Below are 14,328 nucleotides of genomic sequence, written 5' to 3' on the forward strand. Positions count from 1 at the left end.
CACCACCGACAAAAACCGGCCCTTGACCGCCGAAGCTACGCTCATTAGCTTTAAAGCTATGCCAAGTAGCCACCATGTCGCCTAGAGCCGGCCTGACCACCGACGCCGTGGTCGATCTGGCCGTTGCCCTCGTTGACGAGTCCGGGGCCGGCGAGCTCACCCTCGCCAAGATCGCCGAGCGCGCCGGGGTTGCCGCGCCCTCCCTTTACAAGCACGTCAAGAACCTCGCCGATCTACGGCGGCTCGTCGACCTCCGGGTCGTCAAGGAAATGGCCGACACCCTCCGCGCCGCCGCCACCGGGCGCGAAGGCGGGGATGCCGTGGCCGCCCTTGCCGATGCCTACCGCCGCTACCTGCAAGCCCACCCGCACCGGACCCACGCCCTGACCGCCGCCCCGGACCGCGGGGACGTCGAACTCAGCACCGCCACCCATGCCGTTGCCGAAGTCGTCTTCGCCGTCCTGCGGCCCTTCGGCTTCGACCACGCCCAGTCCGTTCACGCCACGCGCTGCATCCGCGCCGCCGTCCACGGCTTTGCCGGGCTCGAAGCCTCCGGTGGCTTCGGGCGCCCCGAAGACGTCGGCGAGAGCTTCGAAGTGCTCAAGAAGATGCTCGTCCAAGGCCTCGAGAACTACGCGGAGAAACGATGACCTTCCTCCTCGCCGTCCTGCTCTTCACCGTCGGGCTCGGTGTGCTCGACGCCCGCTTCCCCTGGACGGAGACCCCCAGATGATCGCCGGGCACTTCGGGCTGGCCGCCGCCGTCAAGGCGGGGCGGCCCGCGATCCCCGTCTGGACGCTCATGCTCGCCACCGCCTGGCTCGACGTCGTCTTCGTCCCGCTCTACCTGAGCGGCGTCGAGACCATCGACGGCGAAGGCTACGGCGGCGGCGTCATCCACGCCGACTACACGCACTCCCTCGTCGGCGCGCTCGTGCTCGCCGCGCTGTTCGGCGCCGTCGCCGCCAAGTGGCTCGGCCGGGAAGCCGGGCTCGTCCTCGGCGGTGTCGTGTTCTCGCACTGGCTGCTCGACCTCGTCGTGCACCGCGCCGACCTGCCGATCCTGCCCGGCAACGCCGGCGATCTGCCCGTGTTCGGCTTCGGGCTCTGGCGGCTGCCCGCCGTCTCGGCCGTCGTGGAACTGCTGATGCTCGCGATCGGTGTCGGCCTCTACTGGCGCGCCGCCGCGAAACGGGACCCGAAGCGCGCCAGGACGCTCGGGCTGTCGGCCGCGGCCTTCGGCGTCGTCACGCTCGCGGCCGACCTGATCGGCCTGTAGGAACTCAGCAGGCGGAGCCGGCGACGGGCTGGGTGAACTCGGCCGCCACCCACTTGTCGTCGGCCACCTTGCGGAAGCCGTTCTGCACGCCCGGCAGGGCGTCGAACTGGGCGTCACGCAGGTACTTCCCGACGATCTTCGCGTTGCCGTCGGCCGCCTCGCGGGCGTTCAGGACGTCCGCGGTCACGGTCACCTTGCAGCCGGTGGCCGACGCCCCCGACGCCTGCTTGCCCGTGTTCATGGCGTACACGATGACGACCAGGACGAGCGCGCCCAAGATGAGCAGAGTCTTCTTCGACATGCCTTCCTCCAACCCGCGAGCCCGTCCCCACGCCAAGGGTAGGCAATCCTTTACCCGGACGGCAGCGCCGGACGTCGCAACCACCCGGAGGCGCCAGCGACGTCACCCCGTGTGATCAAGCGAAAGCCCCCTCCCCGGCGAACCGGGAAGGGGGCCCTCAACGCGGAAGAACTCAGCCCTGGGCGATCTTCTTCGCCAGGTTGTCGTCCAGCGTCGCGAGGAACTCCTCGGTCGTCTGCCACGGCTGGTCCTTGCTGATGAGCAGCGCGAGGTCCTTCGTCATCTGGCCGCTCTCGACGGTCTCGACGACGACCTGCTCCAGCTTGTTCGCGAAGCCGATCAGCTCCTGGTTGCCGTCCAGCTTGCCGCGGTGCTCGAGGCCGCGGGTCCAGGCGTAGATCGACGCGATCGGGTTCGTCGACGTCGGCTTGCCCTGCTGGTGCTGGCGGTAGTGCCGGGTGACCGTGCCGTGCGCGGCCTCGGCCTCGACGGTCCGGCCGTCCGGCGTGCGCAGCACCGACGTCATCAGGCCGAGCGAGCCGAAGCCCTGCGCGACCGTGTCGGACTGGACGTCACCGTCGTAGTTCTTGCACGCCCAGACGTAGCCGCCCTCCCACTTCATCGCCGCGGCGACCATGTCGTCGATCAGGCGGTGCTCGTAGGAGATGCCCTTGGCGTCGAAGTCGGCCTTGAACTCGTTCTGGAAGATCTCCTCGAACACGTCCTTGAACTGGCCGTCGTAGGCCTTGAGGATCGTGTTCTTGGTGGAGAGGTACACCGGAAGGCCGCGGTCGAGGCCGTACTGCAGCGACGCGCGCGCGAAGTCCTCGATGGACTTCTTGAAGTTGTACATCCCCATGGCGACACCGCCGCCCTCGGGGAACTGCGCGACCTGGAACTCCATCGGCTCGGAGCCGTCGTCCGGGGTGTAGCTGATGGTCAGCTTGCCCGGGCCGGGAACCTTGAAGTTGGTCGCCTTGTACTGGTCGCCGTGGGCGTGGCGGCCGATGATGATCGGCTTCGTCCAGGTCGGCACCAGCCGCGGGATGTTCTGGATGACGATCGGCTCGCGGAAGATCACGCCGCCGAGGATGTTGCGGATCGTCCCGTTCGGGGACAGCCACATCTTCTTGAGGCCGAACTCCTCGACGCGCGCCTCGTCCGGGGTGATCGTCGCGCACTTGACGCCGACGCCGTGCTTCTTGATGGCGTTCGCGGAGTCGATGGTGACCTGGTCGTCGGTGCGGTCCCGCTCCTCGATACCCAGGTCGTAGTAGTCCAGGTTCACGTCCAGGTACGGGTGGATCAGCTTGTCCTTGATGAACTGCCAAATGATGCGGGTCATCTCATCGCCGTCGAGTTCGACGACGGTGCCCTGGACCTTGATCTTGGCCATGAGCAGCGGTGCTCCTTCCGCGGATCTTCGCGTTGCTTCATACGTCTCGCCGGTAGCGGTACAAGCGTACTGCTTGACGGAGCTGGATGGTTCCAGTAGTGGTCGGCATCAAGTCTCCACCCGGCCTTTGTGGCACGGATCACCGGGCGGGAGCGCCGCCGGTCCACCGCGATCCGACCGCTCGCCGAGCGGCCGTCGCGTTCGCGGGTGAACCAGGGCACGATGCCACCCGTGATTCCATGCGAGAGGTGACGCCCATGTCGACCCATCGGTACGCGGACTACGAAGTCGACTACGAGAACGACTACGAGGAGCAGGACGAACCCGCCGACGTGCTCGACGAGCGGCCGCGCCGGGGTGCCGCGCACGTCGTCAGCGCACTCGGCGGACTCGTACTGACGCCCGTCGCCCTCGGCCTGCTGAGCTGGGGCGGCCTGCGCCAGCAGCAGCTGATCCAGGCGACGCTGAGCACCAACCGCGACGCCCTCGGCATCGCGCTGCTGGCCGGCGGGGCGATCGTGCTGCTGGTCGTCGCCGCGCTCGGGGCCCTGTCGGCGGTCGGCCCGATCCTCGGTGGCCTGATCTACGGCGTGCTGCCCGGCGTCGCCGCGATGGCCATGCCCGAATGGGGGTTCCGGCTGGTCAACCTGATGCCGAAGAGCGACATCGCGTACGGCGTCATGGACTTCCTCTTCATCGGCGGCCTGCTCGGCGTCGGCTTCCTGCTGGTCGGCAGCGGGCTGGCCAACGCGCTGGTCCGGCGGCGGCGCGAAGGCTGACCCGCGCCGGTGGCATCATCGGGCGATGGGACTGTTCACCGTCTCCGAAGCCCGCGCCGAACTGACGCGCCTGCGGCCGGTCCTCGACGAACTCGTGCGCGTCCGCGCCGACGCCGCCGAGCTCGCGGCGTCGCTGCGACCGGGCGGCCGGGCCACCGAGCTGGGCGGCCTGCCCGAGTGGAAAGCCGCGCAGGCCCGCCTCGACGACCTGATGACGACGGTCCAGCGCACCGGCGCCGAGCTCAAGGGGTTCGCGCCGCTGCTGGTCGACTTCCCGGCCGAGCTCGACGGCACCGACGTCCTGCTGTGCTGGCTCGAGGGTGACCGGGACCTGGGCTGGTACCACCGCGCCGACCTCGGGTTCGCCGGCCGTCGTCCCCTGAAAACCCCTGGCAGCCCCGGCTAGGTTGGGTCCGTGGACCACGACGTGAGGGCCGCCGTCTTCGACGGCACGGCCGAGCACTACGACGACGACACCTTCCACGCCCGGGTGGCGGAAGCACTGGTCGACCCGCTGCCCTCCGAGCCGGAATTCGTGGTGGACGTCGCCACCGGGACGGGCTTCGCGGCGTACGCGGCGTTGCGGCTGAAGCCGGCTCGCGTGCTGGCCGTCGACCTGTCGCCGGCGATGCTGGCGCGGGCCGAGGCCAAGGCGGACTTCGACCCCGGGCAGCGGATCACCTGGCAGGTCGCGCCCGCTGTGCCGCTGCCGGTCGAGGACCACTCGGCCGACGTCGTGCTGTGCGCGTCCTCGCTGCACTTCCTGGGCGCGGTGGCGTTCCCGGACTGGCTGCGCGTGCTGCGCCCCGGCGGCCGGCTGGCGTTCTCGGTGGTGTCCGGGGCGCGGTTCAAGCCTTCGGGGCCGTTCGCGGACCTGGTGCCGGACGACCTGGCGTTCCCGCACGACGAGGCCGGGGCGGCGGCGCTGGCCTCGTCGGCGGGTTTCGTGGACGCTTCGGCGCGGACCTTCACCGTCGACACCGGCGAGCGGCTGCGCAGCGTGTTCCTGGTGCACGCGACGGCGCCGTGACGTCAGCGGTGCAGTGACGCCCCCTTGAGGATCTTGTCCACGGCGTTCTTCGGCCCGTGCACCGCCAGCCCGGCCAGCGCCAGCTTCTCCCCCGGCACCTCGCGGACCGCCGCGCGGTTGTCGGCGTCGTTGCCCGTGTGGAACAGCTCGTCGGTGAAGATCGAGAACCGCAGGCCGCGGCCCAGTGCCCGGCCGTGGGCCGCGGTCAGGACGGCCGCCGTCCCGGAGAAGACCAGCACCGGCTGGCCGAACATCGGCAGGTACCCGGTGCCGTCGGCGTCGGCGTACGGCTCGCCCATCAGCTCGGGGGTCACGTGGGCGATGCCGCTCACCAGGAACGCGGTGACGTTCAGCCGCTGCCAGGACGCCAGGTCGTCGCGGAGCAGGACGGCGATCTTCGTGTCGAAGGAACTCATGCCCCGAAGACTCGCCCGGGCGCGACACCCGCGTCTTGTACGTTCTTGACATGGCGGACGTCGCGGCTTGGCGGCCGGCGGTCCCGGGGATCGCCGAGGTCTTCCACGCGCGCTTCACCACGCACGCCTACCCGCTGCACACGCACGACACCTGGACGCTGCTGATCGTCGACGACGGCGTCATCCGCTACGACCTCGACCGCCACCACCACGGCGCGCTCGGGCCGGCCGTGACGCTGCTGCCGCCGGACGTCGCCCACGACGGCCGCGCCGCGACCAGCCACGGCTTCCGCAAGCGCGTGCTCTACCTGGACACGCCGGTGCTGGGCGAAGACCTGATCGGCGCGGCGGTCGACCGGCCGAGCCTCGCCGACGGCCTCCTGCGCACCCGCATCCACCAGCTCCACGAGTCCCTCGCCGAGCCCGGCGACGCGCTCGAGGCCGAAAGCAGGCTCGTGCTCGTCGCCGACCGGCTGCGCACCCACCTGGGGAAGCCGGCGTCGCACGAGCCGAAGCGCGGCCTCGCCGACGACCTCCGGGACCTCCTGGACGCGCGCCTGCCGGAAGCGCTGACGCTGGCCGAAGCGGGCGAGACGCTCGGCGCGCACCCGGCGTACCTCGTCCGCTGCTTCGGGGCGCGGTTCGGCCTCCCGCCGCACCGGTACCTGACGGGCCGCCGGGTGGACCGGGCCCGCCGCCTGCTGCTCGACGGCACCCCGGCGGCCGAGGTCGCGACGGCGGCCGGGTTCACCGACCAGGCCCACCTGACCCGGCACTTCAAGCGGTACCTGGGCACGACGCCGTCGCGCTACGCGAAAACCCGGTGACGACGTCGTTACGATCCGGACATGGGGTTCCTCGCCAGGATCGGCGGCCTGCGGTTCGCGGTCGTCGTCCTCACCGCCATGACCGCGCTCCAGATGGCCCTCATCGCGTTCGGCAACATCACCGACTTCGGCACGAACCAGGCGTTCGTCCAGCACGTCCTCGCGATGGACACGACGTTCCGCTCCCCGGACACGATGTGGCGCGCGATCACCAGTCCCGGCCTGCAGAACACCGCCTACGTCGTGATCATCGCGTGGGAGGTGCTGACCGCGCTGGTCCTGGTCACCGCCCTGGTCCAGTGGATCCGGGCGAAGGACGGCCCGGCCCGGCGGCTGTCGACCCTCGGCTGGGTGATGTGGGTGCTGCTGTTCGGCGTCGGCTTCCTCGCCATCGGCGGCGAGTGGTTCCAGATGTGGCAGTCGGAGAAGTGGAACGGGCTGCAGCCGGCGCTGCAGAACTTCCTCATCGCGACGGTGGCGCTGGTCGTCGCCCACCTGCCGGAGAAGCAGGCTGTGTCAAGATGACGGCATGCTGCGCGAACTGCACCTGACCGGCGACCCGGCGGCCGACAAGCTGCTGAACGACGACCCGTTCGCCCTGCTCGTCGGCATGCTCCTGGACCAGCAGTTCCCCATGGAGCACGCCTTCGCCGGCCCGCGGAAGATCGCCGACCGGATGGACGGCTTCTCCCTGGCGAAGATCGCCGCGACCGACGTCGAGACGTTCGTCGAGCTCTGCGTGGTCCCGCCGGCCATCCACCGCTACGGCGGCTCGATGGCCCGCCGCGTGCACGCGCTCGCCCAGCACATCATCGAGAACTACGACGGCCGCACCGAAGGCATCTGGCTCGACGGGCGCCCGAAGCCCGACGGTCCCGAGGTCCTGAAGCGGCTGCGGGCCCTGCCCGGGTTCGGCGAGCAGAAGGCCAAGATCTTCCTGGCCCTGCTCGGAAAGCAGCGTGGCATCCAGCCGAAGGGCTGGCGCGAAGCGGCCGGCGCGTACGGCGACCGCGGGTCGCGCCGGTCGATCGCCGACGTCACGAGCGCCGAAACCCTCGCCGAGGTGCGCGCGTTCAAGAAGGCCGCCAAGGCCGCGGCCAAAGCGGGCTAACGCACCAGAAGTTGGCTTTACCGTCCCGGCAATAGCGTCCTATCAATCATGCTGCCCATACAAGTACTCCGCCTTTGATGCAGACCCGTCGGGTCGTGCATGTCAGGTTCACAACGTCGCCCTGACACCTCCCCTACGCACCCATTGGCATACTCATTGCTGTAGGCACACGTTCAACAACGATTTGTCAATACTTGGAATACTCAATCGAACGCGATAAGCTGCGACCTCGATCACGTCGACGCGAGGGGTTCGCAGGTGAAGTCGATAGCGCTATTCAACAATAAAGGTGGCGTCAGCAAGACGACTACAACATTCAACCTTGGTTGGATTCTCGCCGAACGAGGCCATCGCGTTATCGTTGTAGACGCCGACCCTCAATGCAACCTCACCGGAATGGTAATGGGCTTCAGTGGAATGGAAGCACTTGAGGACTTCTATTCCAGGGACGACAGTCGCAATATCAAAAGCGCACTTCAGCCCGTATTCGAGTCCCGCCCAAAGGAATTATCGCCAGTTGATTGCGTTGAAGTCGCCGCACGGCCGGGCCTCTTCCTCATGCCGGGACACATTCAGCTGGCCGAATACGAGGTACAACTCGGAATATCACAAGAGCTCAGCGGAAGCATCCAGGCACTACAGAATATTCCAGGCAGCTTTACCCACCTGTTTCGCATCACCGCACAGAAATTGAATGCTGAGTACGTCATTGTTGACCTCAGCCCCGGACTAGGCTCCATCAACCAGAATCTGGTCACGACCGCCGACTACCTCATCGTCCCAACCTCCCCGGACGTATTCTCAGTGATGGCCGTCGAGTCGCTCGCACGCGTATTACCGCGCTGGCTTCGATGGGCCCAACGTGCCGCGGAGACGGAGATGTTTCGCGAAGCTGATTACCCTTTTCCGAAGCCAAATCTCAAACTACTCGGCGCGCTCATTCAAAGATACAACCTCAAGGCAAGGAAACCCACTCGAGCTTTCCAAGAATACTTCGACGAGCTCAGCACTGTGCTCGCCCATAAACTTAAGCCTGCGCTTGCCACCTGCGGCATGCTGCTCCCCGATGCAAAATACAGGGAAGCCGACTTGGAATCCGATCTACGGCTTTCGTCAATTTCCGACTTCAATTCCTTGATTGCCGTTTCTCAGAAACAACAGAAGCCAGTCTTTTCTCTCGATCACCATGACGTCAGACGAGGCGGAAATCTGTGGGAGAATACGAAGCGTAGCATAGATTCCTTTCATGAGACATTCAATGAGATGGCCCACAAGATCGAAATACTGACGGCGTGAACCATCGACCATACCAAAATTTCGCCAGAGAGATTTCCCGATCAAGGGACCTCGTGGGACTCGGCGAGACACTTCGCAGAATGGTCGGCCCTTCCCTTGGATGCGACGACTTACTTCGATCTGCAATCGTGTTTGCCGTCAGCGCCCTGGACTACTACATTCACGACCTTATATTAGAATGCCTTGTCGAGGTATTCAGAGGAAATAGGAAGCGCGCCAAAGGGTTCGAGTTGCTGCAGTTACCCGCAACATTCTCGTACGACATCTCCGCCACTTCCTCCTCCTACGAAAAGGAGTTGCTGTACCGCCAGACGATCAGCGAGTCGCTTTCCCGAAAGACTTACCAACGCGCAGACGACATAGCCAGCGGGCTGAAGCTAATATGCAACGCGCCGTTCTGGTCAGCGACATACGGCAAAGGTACCGCCTGCGAGTCCACGAAGAAGGAGTTGAACCTAATAGCGACCAGAAGGAATAAAATCGTCCACGAAGCCGACCTGGCGGATTCAACATTGGGCGAGAAGTGGCCGATAGACAGCGTAATGGTCACAGATGCAATGAATCATATTGAACGCATTTCTTCTGACGTCAATCAGTTTGCCGTACACGTTTGACCGCTCGCCAGATATGCAAGATCGTTTGCGACTGATTGTTAAGCTCAGCAACGCCAGACGCGCAGCGGGCCGAGCGGCTCGGCGCCGTGGCCGAGGGCGACCTGCAGGTCCTCGCCGTGTTCGTAGCCGACCACCGGGCGGCCCGGGAACGCCGCGGCCACCGCCGCCACCGCGCCGGGCCATGCCTGGGGCGGCCCCGAGAAGTTGGACAACCCCACCACGCCGTCGCCGCGGTGGGCGACGACCGCCGCGGTGCCGCGGGACAGCACCGCCACCGAGTCGTCGACCGGGAAGCCGCGCTCGGTCACCCGCCGCCAGCCCGGCTCGGGGACGCCCGGCCCGCACGCGATCCACGTGGCTTCGAACAGCACCGAGAACCCCGGCAGGTCCAGGGTCGCGAAGCTGTCCTTCACCGAGCAGCCCGGCGAGCCGTCGACGAACGGGAGGACGTCGGCGGCGGTCGCGTCCGGGGTCAGCGTCACCGCGTCCGGGTAGTACTCCGGGGTGCGCGTGCGGCTGGTCCACGCGCGCGGGCGGAACTGCCCGGGCGAGACCAGATCGCACCAGGCGGCGTTTTCCGCGACCGTCCACTCCAGACTCGTCACAGCAGGCCCGCCAGCTTGTACAGCACGAGACTGCCGGCCACCGCGACGTTCAGGCTGGCGCCGGTGCCGACCATCGGGATCTCGACCACGCTGTCGAGCAGGTCGAGCGCCTCGGGCGGGATCCCCGTCTGCTCGTGGCCGAGCACGGCGATCGTGCGGCCGCGGGCGGCGGGCAGGTCGGCCAGCCGGACGGCTTCCTCGGCCAGTTCGACGCCGACCACCCGCGTGCCCGCCGCCCGTTCGCGCGCCAGCCAGCCCGGTGGGTCGTGCACCCAATGCACGCAGGCCGGCCGCCGCAACGTGTTCCCCCTCCGCAACGCCTCGGGCACCCACGGGTACCGCGGCACGGCGAGGCACGCTCCGACGGCGTCGCAGGTGCGCAGGAGCGTGCCGAGGTTCGCGCCGTGCAACGGCCACAGCGGGGCGGCCACCAGGTGGCCCCAACAGGAATGGGCTTTGCTCCGCCGGGACTTCCGCAGCTCTCGAGGCGTGCGGACCCGGACCGACGGGCTCACCGGCGCCGAGGCGCGGCGCCTCCGGATTCGCTGATCATGCCCCGGATTCTAACCCGTTCGCGGGGTCCACGGGCGGAGTTTCCGCTCCTACCCTGGACACGGAGGTGAAGCCCATGCACGCAGGAGTAGGAGACGAAATCCAGGTGCACGGCCGGACGGTGGGGTCGGCCGAGCAGCGCGGCGAGATCCTCGAAGTCCGTGGCCCCGACGGCGCCCCGCCCTATCTGGTGCGGTTCGCCGACGGGCACGAAGGGCTCGTGTACCCCGGGCCCGACTGCGAGGTTCAGGCGCACGCCGACTAGACGGCGACCTGTTCCCGAGGCTCGCGGACCCGCCCCCACGCCGAGCCCACCAGCAGCAGGGCGACGAGGGTCAGCGCGGCCGCGACCTCGGGCAGCAGCAGCGGCCCGCCGCTCGACAGCACCGCGCCGCCGACCACGCCGGACAGGCCGACGCCGAGGTAGATCGCGGACGCGTTGAGCGAGAGCACCAGCCCGGCGTGGCCCGGCGACAGCTCGATCAGGCGGTGCTGCACCGGCGGGTTGAACGACCACGTCGCCAGCCCCCAGACGAACAGCGAGATCCCGGCCGCGACCGGCGTCACCGTCGTCAGCGGCAGCAACGCCATCACGGCGGTGATGACCACCGTGACCACGAGCAGCGGCTTCCGGGAGCCCCAGCGGTCGGTCACCCGGCCGCCCGCGAAGTTGCCGATCGCGCCGCCGACGCCGTAGCAGAAGAGCAGCACCGTCACGGTCGTGCCGTGCACGCCCGCGGTCGCGGCCAGCAGCGGCGAGACGAACGTGTAGACCATGAAGGCGGCCAGGCACGCGAGCACCGTCGTGGCCAGCATGACGAGCACGCGTGGGTCGCGGCCCGCGGCGAACCGCTCGGCCAGGCCCACTCGCGGCGGCGCGGCGACCGTGGGCAGCGCGAGCCGCACGGCCAGCGCGCTCGCCAGCGAGAACACGGCGACCAGCGCGAACGCCGTCCGGTAGCCGAGGTGCTGGGAGATGAGGCTGCCGAGCGGGACACCGAAGATGAGCGCGACCGTCAGGCCGCCGAACACGAGCGCGACGGCGCGGCCCCGGCGTTCCGGCACGGTCAGCTCGGCCGCCACGGCGCTCGCCGCCGGCGTGAACACCGCGGCGCCGACCGCGGTCACCACCCGGGCGACGAGCAGGGAGCCGTAGCCGGGCGCGAGCGCGGCGAACAGGTTGCCGGCGCCGGTGACGGCGAGCGCGGCGACCAGCAGCGTGCGGCGTTCCCAGGTGCCGGTGGCGGCGGCGAACAGCGGCGAGCCGATCGCGTACGCGATGGCGAAAGCGGTCACGAGCTGCGCCGCGGCCGTGGCCGAGACGTGCAGCTCGCCGGTCAGCGCGGGCAGCAGCCCGGCGACGATGTAACCGCTGGTCCCGACGCCGAAGGCGCCGAAGGCGAGGACCGAGATCCTCGACGGAGCAGGTGCGGACATGGGCTGAGCCCCCAAGCGAAGCAGGGATTGGTTCGACGAACGTCGTAGTTCGACAGCTACCGTACTACGACTCGTCCACCAATTTCGACCGGCGTCGTACAATGGGCAGATGGCCAAGCACGGGACCCTGCCGCCGCTCTACTACCCGGCCCAGGACGAGATCACCGTCGAAGGCGTGCTGCGCGCCCTCGCCGACCCGGTGCGGCTGGCCATCGTCCGCCAGCTCGCGGCGACCGATGCGGAGATCTCCTGCAGCGGGCTGACCGTCCCGGTGACGAAGTCCACAATCACCCACCACCTGAGCATCCTGCGCCAGGCCGGCGTCGTGGCCGGCCGCCAGGAAGGCACCACGCGGTTCAACTCGTTGCGCCGCAACGATCTTGACGCCCTGTTCCCGGGCCTGCTGGACGGCGTCCTGGCGGCTCCGCGCTGATCACCGCGTTACGGTGTGGATCGTCACCCGATATCGGGATGACAACCGCCCCCCTCACTTGTTGGACTAGGGCGTAGGCAGCTCACGGCGCTGGGGCCGATCGGCTGCCTTTCTTTATGCCCCCTTACTGAACCGATCCAGAGATCGGCTGAGTAATCGTTTACCCACCCTGGAAGGAGTGCCGTGCCCGTCGCGCTGCTCGCGCTCGCCATCGGAGCTTTCGGCATCGGGACCACCGAGTTCGTCATGATGGGCGTGCTGCCCCAGGCGGCCGCCGACTTCGGCGTCGACATCCCGACCGCCGGTCACCTCATCTCCGCTTACGCCCTCGGCGTCGTCGTCGGCGCCCCGCTGCTCACCGCGGTCGCCGTCCGGCTGCCGCGCAAGACCATGCTGCTGGCCATGATGGGCCTGTTCACGCTGGGCAACGCCCTCTTCGCGCTCTCGCCGAACCAGGAGTTCGGCGTCGCGTTCCGGTTCCTGGCCGGCCTGCCCCACGGCGCGTTCTTCGGCGCCGGGGCGGTCGTCGCCTCCAGCCTCGTCGGCCAGGGCGAGCGCGCCAAGGCCGTGTCGCTGATGTTCCTCGGCCTGACCCTGGCGAACGTCATCGGCGTGCCGCTGGGCACGCTGCTCGGCCAGCAGGTCGGCTGGCGCGCGACCTTCGGCGTCGTCGCCGTGATCGGGCTGGTCGCCGTCGCGGCCATCGCCAAGCTCGTCCCGCACCAGGGCCGGCCCCCGGCCGAAGCGTCGCTGCGCAACGAGATCGGCGCGTTCAAGCGCCCGCAGGTGCACCTGGCGCTGGCGATCGTCACGTTCGGTCTCGGCGGCGTGTTCGCGTGCCTGTCGTACATCACGCCGATGCTGACCGACGTCGCCGGCTACTCGCCGTCGAACGTCACCCTGCTGCTGTCGCTGGCCGGCGTCGGCATGACGATCGGCAACCTGCTCGGCGGCCGGCTGGCCGACCGCGCGCTGATGCCGAGCCTGTACATCGCGCTGCTGGCGCTGGCGTCGGTGCTGGGCATCTTCACCATCACCGCGCAGGGCAAGGTCGGCGCGGCGATCACGATCTTCTTCGTCGGCGTCGCCGGGTTCATGATCGGCCCGATGATGCAGGCGCGGATCATGGAGAAGGCGGGCGGCACTCCGTCCCTGGTGTCGGCCGCCGTCCAGTCCGCGTTCAACATCGCCAACTCGATCGGGGCCTACCTCGGCGGGCTGGTGATCGCGGGCGGGCTCGGCCTGGTCGCCCCGAACTGGGTCGGCGCCCTGCTCGCCGTCTTCGGGCTCACGCTGGCCGTCGTGTCGGGCACTTTGGACCGGCGTGAGGCCCGTGCCGAACGGCGGGAACTCGCCCTGGCGTCCTAAGAGGAGCCGAGCGGGCCGCCGATGATCGTCAGGGCGACGTACAGGACCGCCGCCGCCAGCGACGTGAACGTCACGACGTCCACCAGCTTGCCGCGGATGGCCAGCAGGCCCGCCCTGGCCGTCGGGAGCACGGCCCGCAGGACCGCGGCGAGGAGGAGCGCGGCGCCGATCAGCGCCGCGCCCTCCCGCCAGTGGTACTGGAAGATCCGCAGCGCCGCGACGGCCACCACCAGCAGCACCGCCGCGAACGGCAGCTGGGCGAACCGGGACGGGCCGCTCCGGCGGTCGTGGACGTCCCGCCGGTCCTCGGTCATCGTCATCGGCCCTGTACCGAGCGTTCCGCCGCTTCGACCACGTTGCTGACGAGCATCGCCCTGGTCATCGGGCCGACCCCACCGGGGTTCGGCGAAATCCAGCCGGCGACCTCGGCGACTCCCGGGTGGACGTCGCCGGTGAGCTTGCCGTCCACATGGGACACGCCGACGTCGAGCACCGCGGCGCCCGGGGCCACCATGTCCGGCGTGATGATCCCCGGCACGCCGGCCGCGGCGACCACGATGTCGGCGCGGCGAACCTCGGCGGCGAGGTCGCGGGTGCCGGTGTGGCACAGGGTGACGGTGGCGTTCTCGCTGCGGCGGGTCAGCAGCAGGCCCAGCGTGCGCCCGACGGTGATGCCGCGGCCGACGACGGTGACGCGCGCGCCGTTCAGCTCGACGCCGTGGCGCTTGAGCAGCTCGATGATCCCGTACGGCGTGCACGGCAGCGCGCCCTGCTGGCCCAGCACGAGCCGGCCGAGGCTGAGCTGACCCGCCGCAGCGAGAACGCCACCGTCACCCTGTGCCACACCGGCACCCGCGAACCTCGGCGGCGAGGTCGCGGCTGCCG

20 protein-coding genes and 1 pseudogene are annotated in these 14,328 nt (G+C 68.8%); 13 read left to right on the top strand and 8 right to left on the bottom strand.

Annotated elements, in window-relative coordinates; all coding sequences use genetic code 11:
* The first annotated feature begins 74 nt into the window (after nucleotides 1–74).
* Both CCN39_RS19705 and CCN39_RS19710 read left to right on the top strand, forming a co-directional pair.
* The gene (locus CCN39_RS19705) at nucleotides 75–650 is read left to right on the top strand and encodes a TetR/AcrR family transcriptional regulator (protein ID WP_086844045.1); all 576 of its coding nucleotides are present in this window, start codon (nucleotides 75–77) and stop codon (nucleotides 648–650) included.
* 79 nt (nucleotides 651–729) lie between these two features.
* A complete protein-coding gene (locus CCN39_RS19710) occupies nucleotides 730–1,278 on the top strand; it encodes a permease (RefSeq protein WP_086844047.1) in 549 nt (182 codons plus the stop codon).
* 4 nt (nucleotides 1,279–1,282) lie between these two features.
* Here CCN39_RS19710 and CCN39_RS19715 read toward each other — a convergent pair whose 3' ends face one another.
* Both CCN39_RS19715 and CCN39_RS19720 read right to left on the bottom strand, forming a co-directional pair.
* Complete coding sequence (locus CCN39_RS19715) at nucleotides 1,283–1,579, bottom strand: SH3 domain-containing protein (RefSeq protein WP_086844049.1); 297 nt, start codon at nucleotides 1,577–1,579, stop codon at nucleotides 1,283–1,285.
* A 172-nt stretch (nucleotides 1,580–1,751) separates the two neighbouring features.
* Nucleotides 1,752–2,975: an NADP-dependent isocitrate dehydrogenase gene (locus CCN39_RS19720; protein ID WP_086844051.1), complete on the bottom strand. Its 1,224-nt coding sequence runs from the start codon at nucleotides 2,973–2,975 to the stop codon at nucleotides 1,752–1,754.
* 257 nt (nucleotides 2,976–3,232) lie between these two features.
* Between CCN39_RS19720 and CCN39_RS19725 the strand changes: the two genes are divergently transcribed.
* From CCN39_RS19725 to CCN39_RS19735, 3 genes are read left to right on the top strand one after another with little or no spacing between them, the layout of a single operon-like run.
* Nucleotides 3,233–3,754, top strand: a complete 522-nt coding sequence (locus CCN39_RS19725; protein ID WP_086844053.1) for a hypothetical protein — start codon at nucleotides 3,233–3,235, stop codon at nucleotides 3,752–3,754.
* 25 nt (nucleotides 3,755–3,779) lie between these two features.
* A complete protein-coding gene (locus CCN39_RS19730; RefSeq protein WP_086844055.1) occupies nucleotides 3,780–4,160 on the top strand; it encodes a DUF2203 domain-containing protein in 381 nt (126 codons plus the stop codon).
* Between the two features lie 9 nt (nucleotides 4,161–4,169).
* Nucleotides 4,170–4,784, top strand: a complete 615-nt coding sequence (locus tag CCN39_RS19735; protein WP_086844057.1) for a class I SAM-dependent methyltransferase — start codon at nucleotides 4,170–4,172, stop codon at nucleotides 4,782–4,784.
* Nucleotides 4,785–4,786: 2 nt separating this feature from the next.
* Here CCN39_RS19735 and CCN39_RS19740 read toward each other — a convergent pair whose 3' ends face one another.
* A complete protein-coding gene (locus tag CCN39_RS19740; RefSeq protein ID WP_086844059.1) occupies nucleotides 4,787–5,200 on the bottom strand; it encodes a DUF2000 domain-containing protein in 414 nt (137 codons plus the stop codon).
* Between the two features lie 50 nt (nucleotides 5,201–5,250).
* On the opposite strand from CCN39_RS19740, the gene CCN39_RS19745 reads away from it, so the two are divergent.
* The 5 genes from CCN39_RS19745 to CCN39_RS49460 all read left to right on the top strand — a co-directional run bounded on the left by CCN39_RS19745 (nucleotide 5,251) and on the right by CCN39_RS49460 (nucleotide 9,048).
* Nucleotides 5,251–6,027: a helix-turn-helix transcriptional regulator gene (locus tag CCN39_RS19745; protein ID WP_086844061.1), complete on the top strand. Its 777-nt coding sequence runs from the start codon at nucleotides 5,251–5,253 to the stop codon at nucleotides 6,025–6,027.
* Between the two features lie 21 nt (nucleotides 6,028–6,048).
* On the top strand, nucleotides 6,049–6,552 hold the full coding sequence (locus tag CCN39_RS19750; protein WP_086844064.1) for a DUF2165 domain-containing protein: 504 nt from the start codon (nucleotides 6,049–6,051) through the stop codon (nucleotides 6,550–6,552).
* 4 nt (nucleotides 6,553–6,556) lie between these two features.
* Nucleotides 6,557–7,138: an HhH-GPD-type base excision DNA repair protein gene (locus CCN39_RS19755; RefSeq protein ID WP_086844066.1), complete on the top strand. Its 582-nt coding sequence runs from the start codon at nucleotides 6,557–6,559 to the stop codon at nucleotides 7,136–7,138.
* Between the two features lie 258 nt (nucleotides 7,139–7,396).
* On the top strand, nucleotides 7,397–8,434 hold the full coding sequence (locus CCN39_RS19760) for a ParA family protein (RefSeq protein ID WP_086844068.1): 1,038 nt from the start codon (nucleotides 7,397–7,399) through the stop codon (nucleotides 8,432–8,434).
* 80 nt (nucleotides 8,435–8,514) lie between these two features.
* On the top strand, nucleotides 8,515–9,048 hold the full coding sequence (locus CCN39_RS49460) for a HEPN domain-containing protein (RefSeq protein WP_143264087.1): 534 nt from the start codon (nucleotides 8,515–8,517) through the stop codon (nucleotides 9,046–9,048).
* A gap of 44 nt (nucleotides 9,049–9,092) precedes the next feature.
* On the opposite strand, the gene CCN39_RS19765 is transcribed toward CCN39_RS49460, so the two are convergent.
* The gene (locus CCN39_RS19765; RefSeq protein ID WP_086844071.1) at nucleotides 9,093–9,653 is read right to left on the bottom strand and encodes a hypothetical protein; all 561 of its coding nucleotides are present in this window, start codon (nucleotides 9,651–9,653) and stop codon (nucleotides 9,093–9,095) included.
* Nucleotides 9,650–10,084 carry a TrmH family RNA methyltransferase gene (locus CCN39_RS19770; protein WP_086844073.1) on the bottom strand — a complete coding sequence of 145 codons (435 nt, stop codon included), beginning with the start codon at nucleotides 10,082–10,084 and terminating at the stop codon, nucleotides 9,650–9,652. The genes CCN39_RS19765 and CCN39_RS19770 overlap by 4 nt, the downstream gene beginning before the upstream one ends.
* A 197-nt stretch (nucleotides 10,085–10,281) precedes the next feature.
* Here CCN39_RS19770 and CCN39_RS19775 point away from each other — a divergent pair, with 197 nt between their 5' ends.
* On the top strand, nucleotides 10,282–10,470 hold the full coding sequence (locus CCN39_RS19775) for a DUF1918 domain-containing protein (protein ID WP_034285998.1): 189 nt from the start codon (nucleotides 10,282–10,284) through the stop codon (nucleotides 10,468–10,470).
* Here the strand turns inward: CCN39_RS19775 and CCN39_RS19780 are convergent.
* Nucleotides 10,467–11,642 carry an MFS transporter gene (locus CCN39_RS19780; RefSeq protein ID WP_086844075.1) on the bottom strand — a complete coding sequence of 392 codons (1,176 nt, stop codon included), beginning with the start codon at nucleotides 11,640–11,642 and terminating at the stop codon, nucleotides 10,467–10,469. The two genes, CCN39_RS19775 and CCN39_RS19780, sit on opposite strands and share 4 nt — an antisense overlap.
* Nucleotides 11,643–11,751: 109 nt before the next feature.
* Here CCN39_RS19780 and CCN39_RS19785 point away from each other — a divergent pair, with 109 nt between their 5' ends.
* Both CCN39_RS19785 and CCN39_RS19790 read left to right on the top strand, forming a co-directional pair.
* Nucleotides 11,752–12,075: an ArsR/SmtB family transcription factor gene (locus CCN39_RS19785; protein ID WP_086844077.1), complete on the top strand. Its 324-nt coding sequence runs from the start codon at nucleotides 11,752–11,754 to the stop codon at nucleotides 12,073–12,075.
* A gap of 183 nt (nucleotides 12,076–12,258) precedes the next feature.
* Complete coding sequence (locus tag CCN39_RS19790) at nucleotides 12,259–13,443, top strand: MFS transporter (RefSeq protein WP_086844079.1); 1,185 nt, start codon at nucleotides 12,259–12,261, stop codon at nucleotides 13,441–13,443.
* Here the strand turns inward: CCN39_RS19790 and CCN39_RS19795 are convergent.
* Both CCN39_RS19795 and CCN39_RS19800 read right to left on the bottom strand, forming a co-directional pair.
* Nucleotides 13,440–13,763: a DUF3017 domain-containing protein gene (locus tag CCN39_RS19795; protein ID WP_086844081.1), complete on the bottom strand. Its 324-nt coding sequence runs from the start codon at nucleotides 13,761–13,763 to the stop codon at nucleotides 13,440–13,442. The genes CCN39_RS19790 and CCN39_RS19795 overlap by 4 nt on opposite strands.
* A pseudogene (locus tag CCN39_RS19800) lies at nucleotides 13,760–14,328 on the bottom strand (hypothetical protein); the annotation flags it as partial. The pseudogene CCN39_RS19800 and the gene CCN39_RS19795, both read right to left, overlap by 4 nt.

Origin of the sequence: Amycolatopsis kentuckyensis, assembly GCF_002155975.1 — a bacterium.
Lineage (GTDB): Bacteria > Actinomycetota > Actinomycetes > Mycobacteriales > Pseudonocardiaceae > Amycolatopsis > Amycolatopsis kentuckyensis.